The sequence below is a fragment of the Caproicibacter fermentans genome (assembly GCF_009746625.1).
Classification (GTDB): Bacteria; Bacillota; Clostridia; order Oscillospirales; family Acutalibacteraceae; genus Caproicibacter; species Caproicibacter fermentans.
Window position 1 is genome coordinate 64752 of sequence record NZ_VWXL01000053.1, and the last position, 21324, is coordinate 86075.

Annotated in this window: 23 protein-coding genes and 3 riboswitches; of the genes, 6 read left to right on the forward strand and 17 right to left on the reverse strand. The window is 53.9% G+C overall.

Annotated elements, in window-relative coordinates; genetic code table 11:
* Positions 1-2 precede the first annotated feature (2 nt).
* The 8 genes from gcvH to CAFE_RS09880 all read right to left on the reverse strand — a co-directional run bounded on the left by gcvH (position 3) and on the right by CAFE_RS09880 (position 7353).
* On the reverse strand, positions 3-389 hold the full coding sequence (gene gcvH / locus CAFE_RS09845) for a glycine cleavage system protein GcvH (RefSeq protein WP_156990553.1): 387 nt from the start codon (positions 387-389) through the stop codon (positions 3-5).
* Positions 390-450: 61 nt separating this feature from the next.
* On the reverse strand, positions 451-1539 hold the full coding sequence (gcvT, locus tag CAFE_RS09850; RefSeq protein WP_156990554.1) for a glycine cleavage system aminomethyltransferase GcvT: 1089 nt from the start codon (positions 1537-1539) through the stop codon (positions 451-453).
* A 77-nt stretch (positions 1540-1616) separates the two neighbouring features.
* Positions 1617-1688, reverse strand: a riboswitch (glycine riboswitch).
* 3 nt (positions 1689-1691) lie between these two features.
* Positions 1692-1777: riboswitch (glycine riboswitch) on the reverse strand.
* A gap of 283 nt (positions 1778-2060) precedes the next feature.
* Entirely contained in the window at positions 2061-2831 is a 771-nt protein-coding gene (locus tag CAFE_RS09855; RefSeq protein WP_156990555.1) for a LamB/YcsF family protein, read from the reverse strand.
* Positions 2832-2849: 18 nt separating this feature from the next.
* Entirely contained in the window at positions 2850-3635 is a 786-nt protein-coding gene (locus CAFE_RS09860; protein WP_156990556.1) for a putative hydro-lyase, read from the reverse strand.
* A 72-nt stretch (positions 3636-3707) separates the two neighbouring features.
* Entirely contained in the window at positions 3708-4649 is a 942-nt protein-coding gene (locus tag CAFE_RS09865) for a 5-oxoprolinase subunit C family protein (RefSeq protein ID WP_066649807.1), read from the reverse strand.
* Positions 4639-5379: a 5-oxoprolinase subunit PxpB gene (gene pxpB / locus CAFE_RS09870; RefSeq protein WP_066649810.1), complete on the reverse strand. Its 741-nt coding sequence runs from the start codon at positions 5377-5379 to the stop codon at positions 4639-4641. Before pxpB ends, CAFE_RS09865 begins: the two co-directional genes overlap by 11 nt.
* 14 nt (positions 5380-5393) lie before the next feature.
* A complete protein-coding gene (locus tag CAFE_RS09875; protein ID WP_066649813.1) occupies positions 5394-6464 on the reverse strand; it encodes a DUF4392 domain-containing protein in 1071 nt (356 codons plus the stop codon).
* Positions 6465-6489: 25 nt separating this feature from the next.
* Positions 6490-7353 (reverse strand): aminotransferase class IV, encoded by an 864-nt coding sequence (locus tag CAFE_RS09880; RefSeq protein WP_066649816.1) that lies wholly within the window; start codon positions 7351-7353, stop codon positions 6490-6492.
* A gap of 385 nt (positions 7354-7738) precedes the next feature.
* On the opposite strand from CAFE_RS09880, the gene CAFE_RS09885 reads away from it, so the two are divergent.
* Positions 7739-8866 (forward strand): GGDEF domain-containing protein, encoded by a 1128-nt coding sequence (locus CAFE_RS09885; protein WP_066649819.1) that lies wholly within the window; start codon positions 7739-7741, stop codon positions 8864-8866.
* Here CAFE_RS09885 and CAFE_RS09890 read toward each other — a convergent pair.
* From CAFE_RS09890 to CAFE_RS09900, 3 genes are all read right to left on the reverse strand, one after another.
* Positions 8860-9615, reverse strand: coding sequence for a protein-glutamine gamma-glutamyltransferase (locus CAFE_RS09890; RefSeq protein ID WP_066649822.1), 756 nt, complete (start codon positions 9613-9615; stop codon positions 8860-8862). The two genes, CAFE_RS09885 and CAFE_RS09890, sit on opposite strands and share 7 nt — an antisense overlap.
* On the reverse strand, positions 9612-10604 hold the full coding sequence (locus CAFE_RS09895) for a hypothetical protein (RefSeq protein WP_066649823.1): 993 nt from the start codon (positions 10602-10604) through the stop codon (positions 9612-9614). The genes CAFE_RS09890 and CAFE_RS09895 overlap by 4 nt, the downstream gene beginning before the upstream one ends.
* A gap of 142 nt (positions 10605-10746) precedes the next feature.
* A complete protein-coding gene (locus CAFE_RS09900; RefSeq protein ID WP_166525110.1) occupies positions 10747-12375 on the reverse strand; it encodes a peptide ABC transporter substrate-binding protein in 1629 nt (542 codons plus the stop codon).
* 162 nt (positions 12376-12537) lie between these two features.
* Between CAFE_RS09900 and CAFE_RS09905 the strand changes: the two genes are divergently transcribed.
* The 4 genes from CAFE_RS09905 to CAFE_RS09920 all read left to right on the forward strand — a co-directional run bounded on the left by CAFE_RS09905 (position 12538) and on the right by CAFE_RS09920 (position 15348).
* Positions 12538-12981, forward strand: coding sequence for a LytTR family DNA-binding domain-containing protein (locus CAFE_RS09905; protein ID WP_228725136.1), 444 nt, complete (start codon positions 12538-12540; stop codon positions 12979-12981).
* Positions 12982-12993: 12 nt separating this feature from the next.
* Positions 12994-13428: a DUF3021 family protein gene (locus CAFE_RS09910; protein WP_066649825.1), complete on the forward strand. Its 435-nt coding sequence runs from the start codon at positions 12994-12996 to the stop codon at positions 13426-13428.
* Between the two features lie 148 nt (positions 13429-13576).
* The gene (locus CAFE_RS09915) at positions 13577-14491 is read left to right on the forward strand and encodes an ABC transporter ATP-binding protein (RefSeq protein WP_413814428.1); all 915 of its coding nucleotides are present in this window, start codon (positions 13577-13579) and stop codon (positions 14489-14491) included.
* On the forward strand, positions 14488-15348 hold the full coding sequence (locus tag CAFE_RS09920; protein WP_156990557.1) for an ABC transporter permease: 861 nt from the start codon (positions 14488-14490) through the stop codon (positions 15346-15348). The genes CAFE_RS09915 and CAFE_RS09920 overlap by 4 nt, the downstream gene beginning before the upstream one ends.
* Before the next feature lie 76 nt (positions 15349-15424).
* Here CAFE_RS09920 and CAFE_RS20650 read toward each other — a convergent pair whose 3' ends face one another.
* The 6 genes from CAFE_RS20650 to CAFE_RS09950 form a co-directional block, all read right to left on the reverse strand.
* Positions 15425-15607, reverse strand: coding sequence for an energy coupling factor transporter S component ThiW (locus tag CAFE_RS20650; RefSeq protein WP_187038036.1), 183 nt, complete (start codon positions 15605-15607; stop codon positions 15425-15427).
* A 115-nt stretch (positions 15608-15722) separates the two neighbouring features.
* Positions 15723-15832, reverse strand: a riboswitch (TPP riboswitch).
* A 132-nt stretch (positions 15833-15964) separates the two neighbouring features.
* Positions 15965-16288, reverse strand: coding sequence for a P-II family nitrogen regulator (locus CAFE_RS09930; protein WP_066649831.1), 324 nt, complete (start codon positions 16286-16288; stop codon positions 15965-15967).
* Positions 16289-16518: 230 nt separating this feature from the next.
* Positions 16519-18030: a 2,3-bisphosphoglycerate-independent phosphoglycerate mutase gene (gene gpmI / locus CAFE_RS09935; RefSeq protein ID WP_066649833.1), complete on the reverse strand. Its 1512-nt coding sequence runs from the start codon at positions 18028-18030 to the stop codon at positions 16519-16521.
* A 21-nt stretch (positions 18031-18051) separates the two neighbouring features.
* Positions 18052-18819: a triose-phosphate isomerase gene (gene tpiA, locus CAFE_RS09940; protein WP_066649836.1), complete on the reverse strand. Its 768-nt coding sequence runs from the start codon at positions 18817-18819 to the stop codon at positions 18052-18054.
* A 68-nt stretch (positions 18820-18887) separates the two neighbouring features.
* On the reverse strand, positions 18888-20081 hold the full coding sequence (locus CAFE_RS09945; protein WP_066649837.1) for a phosphoglycerate kinase: 1194 nt from the start codon (positions 20079-20081) through the stop codon (positions 18888-18890).
* Positions 20082-20237: 156 nt separating this feature from the next.
* Positions 20238-20738: a tRNA (cytidine(34)-2'-O)-methyltransferase gene (locus CAFE_RS09950; RefSeq protein ID WP_066649839.1), complete on the reverse strand. Its 501-nt coding sequence runs from the start codon at positions 20736-20738 to the stop codon at positions 20238-20240.
* 155 nt (positions 20739-20893) lie between these two features.
* Between CAFE_RS09950 and CAFE_RS09955 the strand changes: the two genes are divergently transcribed.
* A complete protein-coding gene (locus CAFE_RS09955) occupies positions 20894-21073 on the forward strand; it encodes a hypothetical protein (RefSeq protein WP_066649843.1) in 180 nt (59 codons plus the stop codon).
* Positions 21074-21324: the final 251 nt, after the last annotated feature.

Genomic DNA, 21324 nt, shown 5'->3' on the forward strand with positions numbered 1-21324 from the left:
CGTTAGTCTCCTTCTTTTCCGGACAGGAATGTGAGGTATTCGCCGGCGGAAAGGAGTTCCTCCGTTTTGGAGATGTCGCCGACCCGTACCATCCAGGACTCATAGGGGGCTTTGTTCAGCTGTTCGGGCGCGTCGAGCAGTTCTTCGTTGACTGCCTGAACCGTTCCCGTGACCGGGCAGTAAACGTCGGAAACGGCTTTAACGGATTCCACGTCCGCGAACGCCGCTCCGGCTTCCACGGAATCGCCCTCCTGCGGCAGGTTGACGAAAACAATGTCTCCGAGTTCTTTCTGTGCAAAGTCGGTCAAGCCGATTTTAGCGCTGCCGTCCGGCAGATAACTGACCCATTCATGAGATTTTGTGTACTTGAGTTCTTCTGGCAGATTCATATCAGTTCCTCCTTAAAATTCGACCGGTGATTTTTAAACGGGTTTCGGTAGGGAGAAAATATTATTTTGCTCGTTTATAAAAAGGCAATGCGGTGATCTGCGCCGCCACACGGCGGCCGCGAATGTCCAGCTCCACGTCGGTTCCGATTTCAGTATTCCCGGAGTCGATCAATGCCATCGCAATAGCCGATTTCAGAAACGGGCAGAAGGTACCGGAAGTGTTTTTTCCCACCGCTTTTCCGTTGATGAGCACGGGTTCGCCGCCGCGGGCGATTCCTCGCCCGGTAACCGCTAAACCGACCCTGACGCGGGATGGCTGAATTTTACCGGCTAACGCGTTTTTGCCGATAAAATCGTGGGAATCCATCTTGACGCCGAACGAAAGTCCGGCTTCGAACGGATTAATCGTTTCATCCATTTCATGGCCGTAAAGCGGCATGGCGGCCTCCAGACGGAGCGTGTCGCGGGCGCCGAGCCCGCAGGGAATCAGCCCGTATTCCCTGCCCGCTTCCAGGAGCAGATCCCACAGACGCTCCGCGTCCTGCGGGGCGCAGTAAAGCTCATAGCCCAATTCGCCGGTGTACCCCGTGCGGGAGACCAGGCAGGAAATTCCGCCGACGGCGCCTTTTTCCACAAAAGTGTAGTATTTCTGGGGGATGGAGGATTCGCCAGCCAGCTTTTTCAGGATCTCCGGCGCTTTCGGGCCCTGCAGGGCGATCTGCGCGACATGATCGGAGATGTCCTCAAACCGAACGTCGCCTTTCAGGTGGGCTTTGATCCACTCCGCGTCCTTTTTGCGGTTCGCTGCGTTGACGACCAGCAGATATTTGCTTTCGCTCATGCGGCACACGACCAGATCGTCCACCACGCCGCCGTCGTCATAGCACATCAGGGTGTAGCGGACGCGGCCGTCGTACATGCCGGTAAAATCGTTGGTCAGGATATGGTGGAGGTTTGCGAGGGCGTCCTTGCCCTCAAGAATGATTTCTCCCATATGGGAGATGTCGAACAGCCCCGCGGCGGTTCGCACCGCCATGTGCTCGGCGATGACGCCGGAGGGATACTGAACGGGCAGCAGGTACCCCGCGAACGGTACAATTTTGCCGCCTGCGGCGACATGCCGGTTGTAAAGAGGGGTTTTGCTTTCCATAATATTGTTCTCTTCTTTCCACAGTGGTATCAAACAAAAAAGGACGGAGGCATACGGCAGGACTTCCTGCCGTATGCCTCCGTTGATCAACCTGAAAGATTCTTCCCGACCGGGAATTGCCTCTTCGGTGTCCGATGGACTTTCCGGAGTTTCGTCGGATCCCGGTTTTTTTGCCTGAGAGTTTTTGCGTTCCCCTTCGGCGCCGTCTGTGACAGACGGTCTCTCCCGGAATCTTCATCCGATATTTACTTTTATGAGTTTTCTTTGCCGCTCTGCAATTTCGCCGCTTCTTCTTCAGCGGAGCGCAGTGCTTTTGTGCGGTCTTGCACAGACCGTTGATTCCCCGCGCAATCGAAAGCATTTCCCGTGTCGCCGCAGGAGGGCTTAGATGCAGGAAATTAGCTGTCCTGATTCAGATAGTATGAATTATAAAAGAAGATGAAAAAGCCGTCAAGGCTTTTGATTCGATTCTAAAAAAAACAAAAAATTTTAAGAAAATATTCAGGTTATGCTTTAAAATATCAAGAAACAATCTGGGCGAGCGGGGCGATTTCAATTCCTTCCGCCGTCAGCGCGGAACGGATTTTCCGAACAAATTCCAGCGCATGGGCGTTATCTCCGTGAACGCAGACAGAGTCGGCCCGAATCGAAATATCTTTTCCCGTCGCGGCCGTGACTTTACCCTCTTTTGCCATGCGGACAACACGGCGGATCGCCTCGTTTTCGTCCGTGATCATGGAGTTCGGCTTCGTTCTGGCCACCAGGGAACCATCCTCTTCATAGGCCCGGTCCGCGAAAACCTCGCTCGCAGCGCGAATGCCGGTGTCCTTCGCGGCGCGGATCATTTCGCTGCCGGAAAGGGCCAGCAGAATCAGGCTGCCGTCGAACTCGGCGATGCCCTCGCAGATGGCTTTTGCAAGATCATAATCCTTGCCCGCCATGTTGTACAGGGCGCCGTGCGCTTTTACGTGGACCAGCTTTACGCCGCACGCCCGGCAGAATGCGGAAAGCGCGCCGATCTGGTACTGAACGTAAGCCTTCGCTTCCGCCGGAGAGACCTTCATGTTTCTGCGGCCGAATCCCATCAGGTCCGGAAATCCCGGATGCGCCCCCACGCAGACTCCGCTTTTTCCCGCAAGCTCAACGGTTTTTCGCATCACGACGGGGTCGGATGCGTGAAAGCCGCAGGCGATATTGGCGGAGGAAACAAACGGGATGACTTCCTCGTCCATGCCAAGCTGATAGGCGCCGAAGCTTTCCCCCAAATCGCAGTTTAAATCAATGCGGTTCATCGGTAATTTCCCCTTTCCTCAGTATTTGAGCTGTACGTTTTTTACATCCGTAAGAAACATATGCCCCGGCGAGTGCGTAATGGCGATTTTCGGCTTCACATTCATGATCACCGACTGCGGGGTTACGCCGCAGGGCCAGAAAACCGGAACTTCTCCGTCGCGGATGGTGACGCTGTCGCCGAAGTCCGGGTGATTGATGTCCTTGATGCCGATTGCTTCCGGCGAACCAATGTGAACCGGAGCGCCGTGCACCCGGGGCATTCCTCCGGTAATCAGCGCGGCGCGCACCACCTCGTCATGGGGGAGGGGGCGCATGGAGACAACCATTTTGCCGCTGAAAATACCGGCGGGTACGCAGTCGATGTTCGTACGGAACATCGGAACATTGCGGTTTTCTTCGATATGGCGCACCGTGATGCCCGCTTCCAGCAGCTCCGCCTCAAAGGAAAAGCTGCAGCCGATCAGGAAGCTGACAAAATCGTCCCGCCAGAGACGGGAGGCGTCGGTGCGTTCTTCCACCATCACGCCGTTTTTATAGACGCGGTATTTCGGAATGTCGGTGGCCAGATCGGCGCCCTGTGCAATGGCATGCAGCTCTCTGCTGCCCGCGTCCGAAACCTCAAGCAAAGGACAGGACTTTGGATTTCTCTGACAGAACAAAAGAAAATCGTATGCAAGCTCTTTTGGAAGCACGGCCAGATTTGCCTGCGCGTATCCGGCGCACATGCCGGCGGTCGGGCCGGTAATTTCGCCCTTGCGGATCAGCCCGCGAACCTCCGACGGCGCCATCGTTGTCAGATCCATTCGTTCAACCTCCGTTTCAACAGCCGGGACGGACGCGCTGAGCGTTCTTCGGCCCGGCGGGTCTTTTTTCGTTTATTCGTTCAAATACCGATTCAGCTTACTGAGCTTTTTTGTCTCTTTCCGCAGCAGCTTTTGGGCTTCCCCGACGGAAATGCGCTGAAACCGTACGGAATCGCCCGGGCGGCACTGCGCGAGCAGGGAAAGATCAACCGACGCCACTGTGCCGATTTTGGTGTATCCGCCCGTCGTCTGGCGGTCTGCCAGCATGATGATCGGCTTGCCGCTCGAGGGAATCTGAACGGCTCCTGCGGGGATTCCGTCGGATATGATGTCCGCTTTGTCCCTGCATTCGACGACGGGACCGTCCAGCGCGCAGCCCATACGGTCAAACCGGGGCGTCACCTGATAGGTTTCCTCAAAGAAAGTACGGACTCCTTCCTCGGTGAAAGCGTCTTCCTGCGGGCCCAAAATCACCCGCAGGATCGTTTCGCCGCCGAAAGACGGGGCCTCCAGCGTGCGGAGCGGAAAAAAGGGCAGTTCCTTTTTCGGCGAAGAAAATGCGATGGCATCACCCGCCTGCAGCTTGCGTCCCCCGTAGCCTCCGAATCCGCATTTCAGGTTGGTTGATTTGCTGCCCATGACAACCGGCAGTTTGAGGCCGCCGGCGAACGCAAGGTAAGCGCGGCAGCCGCTTTTGGCGGGGCCGAAGGAAAGAACATCCCCATCCTTTACCGGAATGGCGGCGTACCGCGGCATCGGCGCTCCGTTGAGTACAGGCGACAGGTCCCCTCCGGTCACCGCGACAAAATTATCCGCGGTAAAACGAAGCTCCGGTCCCATCATGGTGATTTCCAGCACGGCTTCACCGGCGGAATTTGCCACCAGAAGATTTGCGAGAATCATGGCTTTGCGGTCCAGCGCGCCGGAGGGAGAAATGCCAAGCTTTTGGTAACCGGTGCGCCCAAAATCCTGCACGGTGGTCAGAAGCCCGGGTTTTATCATTTCAATCCCCATCGGAGGAGCCCCCTTCCCGGACGACGCACTGATATTCGCCCTTTTCCGAAAGGGAGTGAATCCGCAGGTATTCTTCGCGCGGCACCGGGACAAAACGGATCCGATCCCCGGCCCGGTACAAAATCGGGTCCTCCCGGTTCGGGTCATAGGGCTTTACCGGCGTGCTGCCGATCAGCCGCCACCCGCCGGGGGATGCGATGGGGTAGATGCCGGTCTGTTCGCCGCCGATGGCAACGGAACCCGCCGGGATTTTCACGCGCGGCGTTTTCAGGCGGGGCGTCGCAATCCGGGGATCCATTCCCCCAAGATAGGCAAAGCCGGGCAGAAAGCCCAGCATGTAAATCAGATAATTTTTTGAAGAATGAATCCGGACGACGTCGTCCTCCGCCATACCCGCGTGGGCCGCAACATCCGGCAGGTCCTCGCCGAATTCTCCCCCGTAGCAGACGGGGATTTCGACAATCCGGCCCGCGCCGGAAGCGGCGGAGCCAAGGTGGTTCGCAAGGCGGGAGACCTTGCGCTTTAACGAAGAATAGCGGATCACGCAAGGGTCGTAACAGATTAAAAGAGAACGGTAAGTCGGTATCGTTTCCGTGATACCCTTGAGGCCGGACTGCCGAAGAGCGCGGCCCAGCGCGAGGACTTTACCGTTGATTTCCTCACTGATTTCATTGCCGAATTCAACCGTGAGGGCACTGTCCCCCGCCATCAGGATTCTGGGCTCCTGCATTTACAGTAACCTCCTCACTGAAAAAATCCCAACTCAAGCACCTTTCGAAACCAGGTTTTCCCCGGCTCATATCCTGCGTAATCCAGAGCGTAGGTGACGCATTCGCGCATCAGCTCCAGAATCAGCACGTTCATTTTCAGGCCGAAGCCGTCCACCGCGGGGGTCAGGGAACCGTCCATATTGACCATTCCGCAGCGGGAAGCGGTTTTGATCGTTTCCCCGAGAAGCTCTCCGTCATGAAGAATCTCCGGATTCTTCATCAGAAACGCGAGCGCGGCAATCATTCCGTCGCAGCCCCAGTTGGAAACCGTCGCGGTCAGGACGGTTCCGGCCCTGGTCGCGGCGGCCAGCCCGCCCCCGCATCCGCAGGAACAGGAGCCCGGCGCGGCGTAGGGAATATAACGGTTCAAATGGTCGCCTAGCGTGCCGAGTCCAAGCTCGTTGCCGAGATCCCCGATGGAAATGGTTGCAACACCTTTTTGCTGCAGCTTTTCAAACAGAATATCTGCTTTCGCTTCCAACGGGGTGACGTCTTTTCCCACGGCGTTATGATAGAAGCCCTTTGCGTTCGCTCCGGGAGCTTCAATGCTGACAACAGCGGAAGGGAGCCCCTGTGCGATGATTTCATCCGCGCGGCCTGCCGCCTTTTCCGCTTCCTTCGGGAAAGTCAGGAACGCCATGGAAAAGGGAAAGCGCTTTGCTTCCTCGACGGATTCGTAAAGATGAAGGCCGGTCAGCGGGGCGATCGCCTTCACGGCCGGAACGTTTTCTTCCGGGCAGACAAGGACGGGAACCGCGCGGAACGCTTTTTCAAGCGCTCTTGCCAGCAGCATGGCACCGATAATTCCGTCCGTTTCGGCGCAGAGGGAAGGGGTCAGAACAAAACCGGTCAGAATAAGGACTTCGTCACCTTCCCGGACCGTTTCCATCAGCTTTTTTGCCGCGTGCATGGTTAACGGTTCACCGGCGAGCTTTCGCGACCCGTCGTACAGAATCCGGCAGACCCCGTATCCGCGGGGGTCCAGATTCATCAGGTCGTCAAGATTCTGGCCGACGTTCCATTCGGTTAATGTTTCCTGATTCATTTCAGTCACGACGATCCTTTCGCTCTTATTTTGCGTAATCCGCGAATTTCACTTTCGTATAATCCTCAAATTGCTTTACAGCGGCGTCCTGCAGCTTTTTGAGCAGCTCGGGGGCGCGCCCGCCGACCCTTTTGCCGTCGATTTCCACAGCGGCGTTGCACAGGGTGCCGGAGCTATGTACGATGACTTCGTCGGCGTCCATCAGCTCGGCGACGGTAAAGGGCTTTTCACTGACCTGCATTCCGACCTGCGCGGCAAGCGCGACCAGATGTTTTCTGGCGGTGCCGGGAAGAATCAGGTTGTTGAGCGGAGCCGTGCAAAAAACGCCGCTTTTGATGATGGAGACGTTGCTGTGCGCGCACTCCGTGACGATTTCGCCGCGATGGAACACCGCCTCCTGGCAGCCGGCTTCTTTCGCCGCCTGAGCGGCCATAACGCTTGGAATCAGGTTCAGCGTTTTAATATCGCAGTGCAAAAACCGCGTGTCTTCCACGGTAATCAGCTTGAGGGTCCTGTCGATCGCCGTCAGCGGATTCGGACGGATGGTGACAAAAAGGTTTGCCGGGCCGTCGGGAAAAACATGGTTGCGCATTCCGGTGCCGCGTGTGGTCTGCCAGTAAACCATCAGGCTTTCGGAGTTATCCACCTGATTGACCAGATCCTGCAGTGTTTTTGCAAGCTCTTCTTTCGACATCGCGAACGGAATTTTCAGCTTGGAAAAGCTGCGAAAAAACCGGTCGATATGGTCCTCGAGCGCAAAGATGACATGGTTTACCGCGTAAGTGGCGTCATACACGCCGTCGCCGAAATAGACGACACGGTCGTTCATGGGGATGGTCATTTCCTCAATCGGGCCGGTTTTTCCATTATAATACCCAATGTTTTTCATGCAGGTACCTCCACAAACTGTTTATTGTCGGCTGCGAATCCGGATGATAGCGCGCTAAAGAGGACCGGTTCTGAATAAAAAAGAAGCCACTTAACCTAAACAGCGAGTTAAATGACTTCTGTATCATTTACTTTACGGTTCTTTGCCCTGCCCTCATTGGCGTACGGCTTCCGTAATATTTTTTTGTAAAACGGGCCTACATCCGCATTTTACCGGCTGTAATCTTTCCCTATTTTATTCTACGATGCCGCTTTTGTCAACCTTTTTTTCGGGAACGGGGCTAACGGGACTTTACTCGGTGTTAATTCAATATTATAATAATATCAGAGGAAGCAAATAAACGGTTATTCGCTGGAACGAAAGTAAGGACAGGATGTGTGGGAAAATGGGGAAACAGGAGTTTGGCAGGATCCGATTGAAGTCCTCGGGACATGACGTGAAGCCGGGGCGCAGAACGGCGTACTTTAATTACCAGCTCATCTCCAGCCGAAAATACATCAATCAGGTTTGCCTCGCTGTCGGCGTATTCAATGAAGCGCTTTTAATTCCGGATTTGATTTTTGTAAAAAGCCCGCTGAGCAAGCTGCTCATTGCGTTGTTCCGCACCCTGTTCACAGGCCTTCTCGTCCTTTTTTCCCTGTATTGCTCCAGAGCCAGGGGATACAGGTCCTTTTACCGCTGCACAACGGGGATGGAGCTTCTCGCGGTCGCGATCTTTCTATTCGTTTTGGTTCAGTACGACCCGCCGAATTTTATGGTTCAGGCGGCGGGGCTGTACATCCTTCTGCTGGCCTTTTTTCTGGTTCCGAACCGGTACCGGAATATGCTTGCCGTGTCGACCGTTGGGATGGCCGGCTTTCTCTATTTTTCCTGGAGAAAGCTCGGCGGCCTGAGTATAGACGAGCTGATGGCGGCGGTCATCTATTTTGCCGCCACCGTTTTGATCTGTTCCATTTTCGCGTTGGGAAGGGACCGGCAGCAATACGGCGAATTTCTTTCCAAAGCTCAGCTGATGAAGCTCAGCTATACCGACCAGCTGACAAAGGCCTCCAGCAGAAACCGGCTTTTTTCGGAATTTGCCAGGTGGCAGAAAATCTGCCTCGGGCGATGCAGGCCCCTTTCGCTCTCTTTGTTTGACATAGACCGGTTCAAATCCGTCAACGACCAGTTCGGGCATTCGATTGCGGACAGGGTTCTTGCCGAGCTGGCCGATGTGATCCGCGCTCATTTGAGAAGCCCCGATCTTCTGGTCCGGTGGGGAGGGGATGAATTTGTGATCCTGTTTCCGGAAACCGACCGGAATAATGCCGCGGGAATCCTGAACCGGATCCGCTTCGCCATTGAAAAGAACCGGTTCGCCGGTAAAATACATATTACCTGCAGCTTCGGTTTAGCGGAAATGGAGGAAGGCTCCACGCTGGATTCCATGGTCCAAAAGGCGGACGATCTCATGTATTCGGCGAAAAAGCAGGGAGGAAACCGGGTGGAAGTCCGTGAGGAAAAAGCTCAGTGATTCTGGGAAATCCGGTACAGGTTTTTAAAATCGGGCCGTCCCGCCGAGTCCATCAGATAGGCGGTTTCATCCGCGTCCTCAATCCTGTTTTGGTTCAGGGACCTGATGATGGTGTCCGCGTCGTAGATTCCGACTCCATGGCCGTAATATAGTTTCCCGTTTAAGTCGATGACATTTTCACCCTGCCATTCCGGGGTCAGTGGGTCCACGTCCGGATTGGCGAAGTAACGTCGGTCGCCCGGAAGATAGAACGGGTACTTTTTCATCAGGCCGACATCTCGGAGAAGCCGGTCGAGATGATGCCAGTTCATCAGTTCTATTTTTGGAAAGACCTGATTGAACCGGTCCGCACCCAGTACGGCAAGAAGGGCGCGGTAATAGACGATGACCATGGCGGTCGCGCATTCCGTCGCGTATTTTCGGCCATGATCAAAAATGTCCGAAATCGCCTCACTCGGCTTCGCGCCGCTTTTCAGACGAAAACCGCCTTCCGCCGTGCGGTCCCAGAAATCAGGATTGCATCTGGACTTGCGGAAGATCGCGAAATCCATGCCGCTTTTGTCCAGTTCCTTTGCGGCGGCAACGGTCTGAGCGCGCAGGCGGAGTTCGAATACCAGCTGTTCACTGGAATCGTAATCAAGCTTTTCTTCGGCGGACGCAAGCTGAGAAAGAATGGAGCGCTCCGTATTTTCATGGGTCAGATTCGAGAGTTCTTCGGACGTGATCTGCTTTCCGGCGATAAAAATCATACCAGCCGCCTCCCCGTTCCGTTTTTCGCAAGTCGAAGCTGCTCTTCTACCGGAAGGTGTATCCACCGGTTCCAGGACTCCGGATTGCTGGCATGGAGGGCTTTGGAATAATCGGAAAGGACGGTCTGCTCGCTTTCCTCCGCCTGTGCGAAACAGCTGAGGGATTCTTTTTCCTGACTGGTCAGCGGATCGACCGGAGTGCGCTTGCGCGGGGAAATCTGTTTGCACAGATATTTTGCCTCCCGGTCAAGGCCACAGATTTCCGGCTGATTGGAGCTTTGCAGGCTTTCTCCCGTAAAATACAGATAAGGGCTGTTGTCCTGCAGCCACTTCATGAATTTTCGGTACTGGGTTTCCCATCGGCGGGAATCCGCGCCGATGTCCGGAAGATGCAGGAGCAGGTGGGCAAGTTCCCGGTCCCTTGCGTTCGCGGAACGCAGGTACGGCGCGAGATACCGCAGCGCATTCGGGTCGTGCGACTGGAAAAAGGCCCAGATCAGGTCGTGCAGATATCCCTTTTTGCGGTTGCGCCGGAAAATAAGGGCCGCCAGTCCGGGCAGTATGGACGTCTCGCGGTATCTTCTCGTCAGCACGGAGGCCGAAAGATCAAGAATCTCGTCGTAATCGTCGCTCAGCCCGTCGTTTTCCGCTCCCGTTTGGAAGATCCATAAAAAAGCGGCGTGAACGTTTTCGTCCGTATAAGAAATTCCGCCGCCGGGCAGTGCCTTTTTTTCTTCCAGAACTTTATCACAAATCTGCAGCGCAGCCCTGTTTTTTTCGCTGAGTCCGTCCTTCAGTCCGGATTCTTCAATCTGCGGTTTCAGCGAGAACAGGGTTGCAAAGCGCAGCCCCTCGTCATTCAGCAGGCGCGGCGCGGCTTCCTTTTGCTTTCCGATGATTTCCTGAAAACGCCTTTTGCAGGCGTTGACGCCGCGGTTTCGCCGGATATACTCCAAGGTGCCGACGGGCGCGCGGGAATCGGAATACATATAATCTCCTTCTTTCACCGTTCGAATTCTGTTTCTAATCCATTTTATCGGAAATCGGGAGTTTTGTTTCCGCATTCTTGATGCGATCGAACGAAAAAACCGCCGCCCTGGGAGCCCCAGAGCGGCGGTCTGCCGCATTTTTTTATTCCTTGCCCGCGCCGATAAAATCGACGCCGCCCTGATAGGGGTGGAACACAATTCCGGTCACGCCCTTCGCCATGGCGTAATAACGTTTGCCGTAGTACAGCGGATAGAACACGGCCTGACGGCTCAAATATTCTTCCGCCGCAGCGTAGTCGTCGGCGGCCTTTACCCCGTCTCCGGTTTCCCCCTTGGAGAGCAGGGCGTCGTACGCGGTGTTGCTGTATTTCGTAAAGTTCCCGTCGGCTCCGCTGCGGAACAGGGACAAAACCGAAAGAGGCCCGTCGCTGTCGGGAGTGATTGGAGCAAGCGCGATTTGATAGTCCCCGGACTTCACCTTGGCAAGAAGATCGCTTTTGTCCATTGCTTCCATATTAAAATAATTGTGAAACTGTGAGTTCCAGGATATAATCATTTCGTTAAGCATCAGCTTAACGTTTTCATCATCATCCGGGCACAGAACGCTGACGGATTCCATTTTGTCTTCCTTGGAAAATCCGAGTTCCCCTAGCCCGTTCGCAAGAGTCTGCGCGGCCCCAGCATCCTGGGAAAGCAGGAACGGGTCGCCTGCCAGTTTCCGGTAGTTCTGCCCCAAAAATGCGGTGCCGGGCAGAAGAATGGAATCCGCGGCAGACGTGTCCTGCGGCAGATGCGACAGGACTTTTTTCCGGTCAAGCGCCTGAACAAAGGCTTTGCGGACATTCACGTTTTTCATTAGATTGGAAGAGGTGTTAAAACAAAGCCCCCAGGTCGTGTCCTCAAACGATACGATGGAGCAGCCGCCGGCCGAAGCTTTTCCGGCCTGAGCGGCGGAGACCGAAACGGCGTCTACGACCCCGTTTTTTAACGCGGCCACAGGATCGCTCAGGTCAAGGTCGTCCCCCTCAATCTGAAGATCAACGTTGGACGGCAGGGGAACCGTGCCGCCGGTATAGGTTGCGGAGCGCCTCAGATTCAGATATTGGTCGTGTGCCCAGCCGTATTTTCCGTCGATACGGAACGGGCCGTTTCCCAGAACATAGGAGGCTTCAAGTCCGTAGCGGCCGGAGGTCGATTCGAAAAAATCCCGGCTGCAGGGCATAAAAACGGCATTCGCCGTCAGCTTGGGGAAATCCGGATAGGAATATTCCAGACTGACTTTCAGCGTGTGGCTGTCCACGGCCGAGACCCCCAGCTTTTCCGGCGGCAGCTTTCCGGAGCTGATCTGCCGGGCGTTTTTCAGGCAGAACATCTGCGAGCCGACCGGCGAACCCGTTTGCGGGGATACGGCCCGTTGGAAAGCGTAAACGAAGTCGTTCGCGGTAACGGGCTTTTTATTACCCCATTTTGCGTCGCCGCGCAGGTAAAAGGTAAACTCCGTGCTGTCCGTGTTGGCCTGCCACCGTTCGGCCACTCCGGGTTTGGCGGTTCCGTCCGCGCCGAGTCTTGCCAGTCCCTCAAAAAGTGCCCCGATCGCAATAATGGACGAGGAGTCCGAGGCAATCTGCGGATCCAGCGTTTTCGGGTCGCTTTTCAGGCCATATAAAATTGTTTTGTCCGCGTTTGACGGCCTGCTGTTTTTGCAGCCCGTCATGGAAAGCAAAAGAACGGCGAGCGCAAGGAAAACGGAGACCATTTTCCTGTTTTGCAATGGATACCCCTCCCGGCGGTAATAATATCGATATTTTAACATCTTTTTCAACCTATTTCAATTCTAACCGTTTTCCCGTGCCGGTACTCGTCAAATTCCAAGAAAAATCCTTCTTCTCAAATGCAATTTTTATGGTATAATTTCATCAAACTTGCGCGCGGGGTGAAAGAATTGAGAATCGTTATTGAAGAGCCCAAAGAAGGCGAAGAGGAGCAGATTTTGATACGCTGCCGGGAAATGTCGCCGGAAATCCTGCGGGCAATCTCCATTTTTAAATCTCAGGATGCCATGGTTGCCTATGAGGGAAATGAGATTTACCGTATTAAGCCCTCGGATATCTATTATATTGAAGTTGTTGACAATAAAACATTCGTATATGAAAAAAAGAAAGTTTATGAGTCAAAACAAAAGCTTTACGAGCTGGAGGAGGCCCTGTCGGCCGGCAACTTTCTGCGTGCCTCCAAATCGGTTCTTCTCAATTTAATGAAAATCCGGTCGCTCAGTCCCGCTTTCAGCGGACGGTTTGAAGCGCTCTTGGATAACGGAGAAAAAGTGGTGATATCCCGGCAGTACATAGGCGATTTGAAAAAGAGACTCGGTATATAGGAGGAATCAGCGGTGCGTCTTGATGAATTGCTCAAAGCAATGTTCAGGTCCTTTTTTGTAATTACAACGGGGGTTGTCGCTTCCATGTATCTTTACTGTGCCCTGCTCAACCCCGGGGCGGTGTTTACCGTGAAAGACATCGGCAGAATCTTGCTGATGGCCGTTGTCGGCGACCTGCCTCTCTTTCTGTTCTGGTCGCGCAGGGAACTGAGCAAACGCCGGTATTTCATCAGAAGAATCGTCCACATGGCAGTCCTTGCCCTCATACTGCTGTATTTTGCGTCGCTCTGGGACTGGATCAGTCTGGATAAAGCAGGAGAGGTTGCTGTGTTCCTATTGTGTGTTCTGGCCGTTTACGTCATCGTCCTGTTTGCCGCAGTACTCAGGGACAAAAAGCTGTCGGACCGTCTGAACCGAAAGCTGAAGGAACGGTACCATACCCGCTAAATTTTAAAGGCACGGGAGAAGTTCGCGCGGCTTACCATGCTTTTTTTACAGTTTGCGTCCATATAAGCGCAGCATACCGTTTTTTGATTGCACAATTCCCGTCCCTTTGATACAGTAGTTGCAGAAAGGGGTTATCGCATTGAACAAGATGATTGAGGTCAACGGGCTGAAGAAAAATTTCGGGAATATTGAGGCTGTAAAAGGAATCAGCTTTTATGTGGAGAGGGGAAAGCTTTTTTCTTTTCTCGGCCCCAACGGCGCCGGAAAGTCGACGACGATACAAATCCTCTGCACGCTTCTCAGCTACGACGGCGGAACGGTGACGATCGACGGGATGGATTTAAGCCGGAACAGCCGGAACAGCCGGAATATCCGTCGGGAAATCGGCGTGGTGTTTCAGGAAAATATGCTCGATTCGCTTCTGACCGTTCGGGAAAACCTCACAATTCGCGCGGGGCTTTACACAAAGGAAAAAGCGGCGATTCAACGGGCTGTTTCCGACGCGGCCCGGGTTACGGAACTAAATGAGGTTATGGACCGCCCGTACGAGAAGCTTTCGGGTGGGCAAAAGCGCAGAGCCGATATCGCCCGTGCTTTGCTCCATACGCCGAAAATTCTGTTTCTCGACGAGCCCACGGCCGGGCTCGATCCGCAGTCCAGAAGGAATATCTGGGAAACCGTTCGAAAGCTGCAGACGGAAACCGGGCTGACCGTCTTTTTGACGACGCATTACATGGAAGAAGCTGCTGAATCCGACTATGTCATTGTGATCGACCATGGAGAAGCAGCCGCAAAAGGGACGCCGGCGGAGCTTAAGACGCGATTTGCCAGTGATACGCTTCAAATCAGCACACAAAATGAAAAAGAACTTCGTGGCGTGCTGGAAGAAGTGAAAGCGGACTTTGCCGTTTCCGGCGGAAAAGTAATCGTAAAACTTCCGGATACCGTAAGCGCGATTCCGGTGCTAAAACGCTGCGAACCGTTTATTGAAAGCTTTGAGGTTCTGCAGGGAACGATGGACGAGGCGTTCATCGGCATCACCGGAAAGGAGTTAAGAGAATGAGCGTTTTAATCAGACGGAATGTAAAGCTCTATTTTCGAGACAAAAGCGCGGTGTTCTTTTCCCTTCTGGCGGTCATCATCATCATCGGCCTGTATGCGCTTTTTCTGGGCGGTGTGTGGCTCCCGAGCCAGCTTACAGGGATTCCTTCGGTGGATTATCTGATGAACAGCTGGCTGATGGCGGGACTTCTCTCCGTGGTATCCGTGACGACGACCATGGGAGCCTTCGGAATTATGATCGAAGACAAAACGCGCAGAATCGACCGGGATTTTTTTGCTTCTCCGGTGAAACGGAGCGGAATCGCGGCGGGATATATCGGAAGCTCTTTTTTGATCGGCGTGATCATGTCTCTGATTACCGCCGTTTTAGCGGAATTTTATATCACCTCGAAAGGCGGGGAGTGGCTTTCCGCGGAAAGTCTGCTTACGGTTTTCGGCCTGATTCTGCTCGCGACTCTGACGAATACCTCCCTGGTATGCTTTTTGGTGTCTTTCTTTAACAGTCAAAACGCGTTTGGAACGGCAAGCAGCATCATAGGGACTCTGATCGGATTTTTGACAGGCATTTATCTTCCCATAGGGGAACTTCCCGCCTCGGTGCAGACGGTGATCAAGCTGTTTCCACCCTCTCATGCGGCGCTTTTGTTTCGTCAGGTGATGATGGAGGCCCCGATGAAAACGGCCTTTGCGGGGGCTCCGTCTGATACGGTGCGGCAATTCAAGGAATATATGGGCATAGAGTTTTCCGTGGGGGGACAGGAACTTGCGCCATGGGTCAGCGTTGTGGTCCTGCTGGCTTCCGCAGTCGTTTTTTACGGATTGTCGGTTCTTAATCTCTCCAGAAAAAAGAAAGATTAAGAGCCGTTTTCAGAGAAAAAAACGAACCGGACGGTTCCGTTTCTTGTCTGCCCTGAACGGAAAACGGCTGCCTAAATTAGAAATGATAAGAATGGGCCAGATCGAACAGTTTTGTCCGCTCAAGAATTTTCAGCAGCACGACGGAAATAGCAGAACCAATTAAAGAGCTGACCATAAAGGGCAGAACATAAGTGAAAAGGGCCGCCGGAGCCGACAGAAGATAAGCGGCGACGGGGTATGCGGCCAGCGCCCCCAGGATTCCCGTTCCCGGTCAATACGATTTTTCTCAAGTCTTTCATTAAAATCCCCTTCCAATCTTTCAATCATGGTAAAAAAGAAAGCGGGACATGCCGAAAAGGCATATCCCGCTTTCTTCGTAACGGAAATAAAGTCCCTTCGTTGGCATTATCCAAATCAGGTTAACGGGTCGAAGTTCACGCTAACTTCCTCTCAGCCTGTATCACAAGCTCCCTGCTTTTGATTCAATTTTCATAGATTGTACTCTTGACGGATGAAGATGTCAACCGGCTTTCACTTGAAAAGGAATGCGGAGCCGTTTTAAAAGGCTCCGCGTATTTCTGCTTATGGTCAATTCGGTTTGAGAAGGCTCAGTCCGTCAAATTGCGTCGTCTCCGCTTTCACCGGTTCTAATGCGAACCGCCTCTTCCACAGGGAATACGAATATCTTTCCGTCTCCGATTTCTCCCGTTTTAACGGCCTCACAGATTTTAGAAATCAGTTCGGTTACGATCTCGTCGTGCACAACCGTTTCCACCTTGACCTTCGGGAGAAGGTTCAGATTATAAACGGTTCCGTGGTAAACTTCTTTCATGCCCTTTTGGTTTCCGCATCCGGAGGTCATCGTGACCGTCATGCCATAAATGCAAAGGTTGTTGAGAACGGCCTTTACCTCTTCCAGCTTTTCCGGGCGGATAATCATTTCGATCTTTTTCGTAACCTCATCCCCTTGTCAGATTTTTTGTATGAAGGAAATCTTATCTGCTTTCATTATATCGTTAAGTTCTTCCGAGTCAATACAAGAGGAGATAAAACGAGGAAAATAAACCCTGCGGTATTTGAAGGGATCGAATCCCGGATGTTTTACCATACAGGAAAAAGAAAAGAGGATCATCCGTGAAAGGATCATCCTCTTGTTCGTAACTGTCTTATTTATTGAATGATGCTTTTTCCTGTCATTTCGGGCGGCTGCGGGAGCCCCAAAATTTTCAGCATCGTCGGGGCGATGTCCGCCAGCCTGCCGCCGGAGCGCAGCTTGCACGGATAACCGACAACGCAGAACGGAACCGGGTTTGTCGAATGCGCGGTGAAGGGCGAGCCGTCGGGCTCCTCCATCTGCTCGGCGTTTCCGTGGTCCGCCGTAATCAGAGCAACGCCGTTCATTTCCCGAATTGCTTCAATCACACGGCCGACGCAGGAATCCACGGCTTCCACGGCGGCTTTCGCCGCGTCGAAAATCCCGGTGTGGCCCACCATATCGCAGTTCGCGAAATTTAAAATAATCACGTCGTATTTGCCGCTGCGAATCCGTTCGACCAGAGCGTCCGTCACCTCGTACGCGCTCATCTCCGGTTTCAGATCGTAAGTCGCGACTTTAGGAGAATTAATTAACACACGGTCTTCCCCGGGAGTAACGGTTTCCACGCCGCCGTTGAAGAAAAACGTCACATGGGCGTACTTTTCCGTTTCAGCGATGCGCAGCTGCGTTTTTCCGTTTTGGCTGATGACCTCCGCCAGCGTGTTTTTCAGCTGCTGGGGGCGGAAGGCGACTTCGACATTCGGGATCGTGGCGTCGTACTGCGTCATGCAGACAAAATGAAGGGGGAAGAAACCGTTCGCCCGTTCAAACCCGTCGAAATCGGGATCGACAAAGGTACGGGTAACCTGACGGGCGCGGTCCGGACGGAAATTGAAGAAAACGACCGAATCGCCGGATGAGATGCAGCCTTCTTTCTCACAGACAACCGGAATGACGAATTCGTCCGTCACGTCGTTTTTGTAAGATGCTTCCACCGCGGCGGCGGGATCACGGTTCTGTACGCCTTCGCCGAGAACCATAGCGTCATAGGCTTTTTCGACGCGTTCCCATCTGCGGTCGCGGTCCATCGCGTAATAACGGCCCGTCACGGTAGCAATTTTGCCGATGCCGATTTCCCGCATTTTGTTCTGGCAGTCCAGAATAAAATCTTTTCCGGAGGTGGGGGGTACGTCGCGGCCGTCCAAAAACGCGTGAACATACACCTTTTTGCAGCCGCGTTGCTTTGCAAGCTTCAAAAGGGCGTAAAGATGGCTGTTATGGCTGTGGACGCCGCCGTCGGACAGCAGGCCCATCAGATGCAGCGCGTGGCCGGAGGAAGCGGCGGTGTCCACTGCGCCGAGCAGGGCGGGATTTTCAAAAAAGTCGCCGTCCTGGATCGATTTGGTAATCCGGGTCAATTCCTGGTAAACGATGCGGCCGGCGCCGATATTCGTATGCCCGACCTCGGAATTTCCCATCTGCCCGTCGGGAAGGCCGACGTCCATGCCGGAAGCGCCGATCTGTGTCAGCGGATTTTCTGCGAAGAGACGGTCGAGGTTCGGGGTGGAGGCCGCCTTGATGGCATTGCCGTATTCCGGCCCGATGCCGAATCCGTCCAAGATCATAAGAATCAGAGGCTTTTTCATTCCTGTACTCCTTTTATGGCTTTACTTTCCGGCCGCTTTGATAATCTGGGCGAAATCGTCCGGCTTTAAGGAAGCGCCGCCGATCAGGCCGCCGTCAACATCCGGCTGCGCGAGAAGCTCAGCGGCGTTCTTCGCGTTCATGGAACCGCCGTACTGGATGGTCAGGGCGTCCGCCGCCGACGAACCGTACAGCGAAGCCACCGTAGCGCGGATGGTCGCGCAGACTTCGTTCGCCTGTTCGGCGGTAGCCGTTTTGCCCGTGCCGATTGCCCAGATCGGCTCGTACGCGATGATGATCCGTTTCAGCTCTTCTGCTGAAACGCCGCCCAAAGCGATCTTTGTCTGCATGGCGACCAGTTCGGAGGTAATCCCCTGTTCGCGCTGTTCCAGTGATTCGCCGACGCAGAGGATTGCGGAAAGTCCGCCGTCAAGAGCCGCGCGGATCCGCCGGTTGACGGTAAGGTCCGTCTCGCCGAAATAAGTGCGGCGCTCGCTGTGGCCGATAATGACGTACTGTACGCCCATGGAAGCGAGCATCGGAGCGGACACCTCGCCCGTGAATGCGCCGGAAGGAGCCCAGTGGCAGTTTTGAGCGCCTACGCCGACGGAGGAGCCCTTCGCGGCTTCCAAAACAGGGAACAGGTCCACATACGGCACGCAGACGACGACTTCGCATCCCGCGTCCTTAGCCAAAGGCAGAATGGCGCCGACCAGCTTTTTTGCTTCTTCCGGGGTTTTATTCATTTTCCAGTTCCCCGCGATGACTGCTTTTCTGAGCTTTTTATTCATGACTGTAGCCTCCTGTATCATCATAAACGCGAATGAAAAGGAAGGGGCGGTTTGCCGCCCCTTCCGCCTTATTTATCGTTCAGGCAGGCGATTCCGGGCAGTTCCTTGCCTTCCAGGAATTCAAGAGACGCGCCTCCGCCTGTTGAAATATGGGTCATTTTTTCCGCAAAGCCAAGCTTTTCAACCGCGGCCGCGGAATCGCCCCCGCCGATGATCGAAACGGCGCCGCTGTCGGCAACCGCCTTTGCGACGGCGACGGTGCCTCCCTCGAAATGCTCCCATTCGCTTACGCCCATCGGGCCGTTCCAGACGACGGTTCCGGCTCCGCAAATGGCGTCCGCGAACAGCTTGCGGGTTTTCTCGCCGATATCAAGGCCCATCCAGCCGTCCGGGATTGTATCGGAATTGACGGTCTTGTACTGAGCGTCCTTTTCGTATTCGTCGGCGACCACATTGTCCACAGGCAGCAGGAAACGCACGTTCTTTTCCTTCGCCTTAGCCATCAGGTCGGAAGCAAGGCCGACTTTGTCCTCTTCGCACAGAGAGGAGCCGATGGAATAACCGAGCGCTTTCATAAAGGTGTAGGCCATGCCGCCGCCGACAATCAGCGTATCCACTTTATCCAGCAGATTGGTGATGACGCCGATCTTATCCGATACCTTCGCGCCCCCGAGGATCGCGACAAACGGGCGTTTCGGGTTCGCGAGCGCGCCGCCCATAATGGTGATTTCCTTTTGAATCAGGTATCCGCACGCGGCGGGCAGATAATCCGCGACTCCCGCGGTGGAGGCGTGCGCGCGGTGCGCGGTTCCGAACGCGTCGTTGACATAAATGTCCGCGAGGGAAGCCAGCTCCTTTGCAAAGGCGGGGTCGTTCTTTTCTTCTTCCTTGTGGAAGCGGACGTTTTCAAGAAGTTCCACTTCGCCGTCCTTCAGGCCGGCGGCAATGCTCTTCGCGCTTTCCCCGATGACGTCCTTTGCCATCTTAACCTCGGCGCCCAGCTTTTTAGACAGATAGTCGGCGACCGGCGCGAGGGAAAATTTCGGGTTGAACTCGCCCTTCGGGCGGCCCAGATGAGAGCAGAGAATCACTTTCGCTCCGTGGTCCCTCAGATAGCGGATTGTCTTCATGGCTTCGTCGATCCGCTTCGGGTCGGAGATGTTTCCCTCCGGGTCAAACGGAACATTAAAGTCGCAGCGGACTAGAACCCGCTTGCCCTTTACGTCAATATCCTCTACGGTTTTTTTGTTTAAAGCGTTCATCAAATACCTCTCCTTCATAAACAGGCAGAATTTTGGGAGATCTTTTCGATATTGTTACCTTTCTAACAAACTTTTTTTATTATACAACCAACGAATGGCATTTTCAAGCATTTCCGGCGTTGCACTGGCACGAATTTTGGAAGAAAAGGGGATTCATTACCAGTGATATTGCCGAAGCTGCCCGCTGCGCAGCATGCCGGGAAAATTCCATTGGCGCAGAACCTCGAACACGCCGACCGCGACGGAATTCGAAAGGTTCAGACTGCGGGCGTCGGGGTTGTTTCTCATCGGAATCCGGACGCAGGAGTCCGGATTCTCGTAGAGCAGCTTTTCCGGCAGCCCGGCGGTTTCTTTCCCGAAGACCAGGTAGCAGCCGTCCGGATAGGCCGGCTCCGAATAAACGTGCTGCGCTTTGGTGGAAAAATAGAAAAAATTACCGGTATTGCGGCTGAAAAATTCGGAAAGACTTTCGTAACAGGTAATATCCAGAAGGTGCCAGTAATCCAGCCCGGCGCGCTTCAGCTTTTTGTCGTCGATCTGAAACCCCATCGGCCCGACTAGGTGCAGCCGCGCGCCCGTCGCGGCGCAGGTTCGCGCGACGTTTCCGGTGTTCTGCGGGATTTCCGGTTCCACCATGACAATATTCAGTTCCGGCATAGTATTCTCCTTTTTATGAAAAAAATGTGTGATTTTCAGGACAGCTTTTCCAGCGTTTCACTTCAATATTTCGAAAGAAAAGAGGCAGAATAATGAAAGGGTGTAATCTCATTTATTTTACTCATACTTTTTTCTGTGTTTGGAGGTTTTATAAAATGTATAAGCAAACCATGGGCTTTGTCCGCGGGATCGGCACCGGCCTTGTCGCCGGAATGGCTCTTGCGACGGTTGGGAATCAGATGATGAAAAACAACCGCGGCTTCCGTAAACGCGCGAACAAAACGCTGCATACGGTCGGGGAACTGATGGACAGCATGCAGTATCTGTTTAAGTAGGATTATGAATCAAGACCCGAGGGGGACGGACTTATTATAGCCCGTCCTCCTTCCTTTGCGCAACCCTTTTGCGTGCGGGGCTTCGCCGGCGAGTCCATCATTAATAGAAATAGTATATTGAGAGGCGCGAAGAATTGGAAAAATTGTTTCATAATTGTTCCACCGTGAGAATTTGGTGGAATCCTTGAAAATTCCTTGGAAATAAGGTAGGATAGAACAAGAAAAGAAAAAGGGAAGAGTTTCCTAGGGAA

Excerpts from the sequence above, each read along its gene's own strand:
- gcvH (WP_156990553.1), bottom strand. The coding sequence starts at position 389 with ATGAATCTGCCAGAAGAACTCAAGTACACAAAATCTCATGAATGGGTC.
- gcvT (WP_156990554.1), bottom strand. The coding sequence starts at position 1,539 with ATGGAAAGCAAAACCCCTCTTTACAACCGGCATGTCGCCGCAGGCGGC.
- CAFE_RS09855 (WP_156990555.1), bottom strand. The coding sequence starts at position 2,831 with ATGAACCGCATTGATTTAAACTGCGATTTGGGGGAAAGCTTCGGCGCC.
- CAFE_RS09860 (WP_156990556.1), bottom strand. The coding sequence starts at position 3,635 with ATGGATCTGACAACGATGGCGCCGTCGGAGGTTCGCGGGCTGATCCGC.
- CAFE_RS09865 (WP_066649807.1), bottom strand. The coding sequence starts at position 4,649 with ATGGGGATTGAAATGATAAAACCCGGGCTTCTGACCACCGTGCAGGAT.
- pxpB (WP_066649810.1), bottom strand. The coding sequence starts at position 5,379 with ATGCAGGAGCCCAGAATCCTGATGGCGGGGGACAGTGCCCTCACGGTT.
- CAFE_RS09875 (WP_066649813.1), bottom strand. The coding sequence starts at position 6,464 with ATGAATCAGGAAACATTAACCGAATGGAACGTCGGCCAGAATCTTGAC.
- CAFE_RS09880 (WP_066649816.1), bottom strand. The coding sequence starts at position 7,353 with ATGAAAAACATTGGGTATTATAATGGAAAAACCGGCCCGATTGAGGAA.
- CAFE_RS09885 (WP_066649819.1), top strand. The coding sequence starts at position 7,739 with ATGGGGAAACAGGAGTTTGGCAGGATCCGATTGAAGTCCTCGGGACAT.
- CAFE_RS09890 (WP_066649822.1), bottom strand. The coding sequence starts at position 9,615 with ATGATTTTTATCGCCGGAAAGCAGATCACGTCCGAAGAACTCTCGAAT.
- CAFE_RS09895 (WP_066649823.1), bottom strand. The coding sequence starts at position 10,604 with ATGTATTCCGATTCCCGCGCGCCCGTCGGCACCTTGGAGTATATCCGG.
- CAFE_RS09915 (WP_413814428.1), top strand. The coding sequence starts at position 13,577 with ATGATTGAGGTCAACGGGCTGAAGAAAAATTTCGGGAATATTGAGGCT.
- CAFE_RS09920 (WP_156990557.1), top strand. The coding sequence starts at position 14,488 with ATGAGCGTTTTAATCAGACGGAATGTAAAGCTCTATTTTCGAGACAAA.
- CAFE_RS09930 (WP_066649831.1), bottom strand. The coding sequence starts at position 16,288 with ATGATTATCCGCCCGGAAAAGCTGGAAGAGGTAAAGGCCGTTCTCAAC.
- gpmI (WP_066649833.1), bottom strand. The coding sequence starts at position 18,030 with ATGAAAAAGCCTCTGATTCTTATGATCTTGGACGGATTCGGCATCGGG.
- tpiA (WP_066649836.1), bottom strand. The coding sequence starts at position 18,819 with ATGAATAAAAAGCTCAGAAAAGCAGTCATCGCGGGGAACTGGAAAATG.
- CAFE_RS09945 (WP_066649837.1), bottom strand. The coding sequence starts at position 20,081 with ATGAACGCTTTAAACAAAAAAACCGTAGAGGATATTGACGTAAAGGGC.
- CAFE_RS09950 (WP_066649839.1), bottom strand. The coding sequence starts at position 20,738 with ATGCCGGAACTGAATATTGTCATGGTGGAACCGGAAATCCCGCAGAAC.
- CAFE_RS09955 (WP_066649843.1), top strand. The coding sequence starts at position 20,894 with ATGTATAAGCAAACCATGGGCTTTGTCCGCGGGATCGGCACCGGCCTT.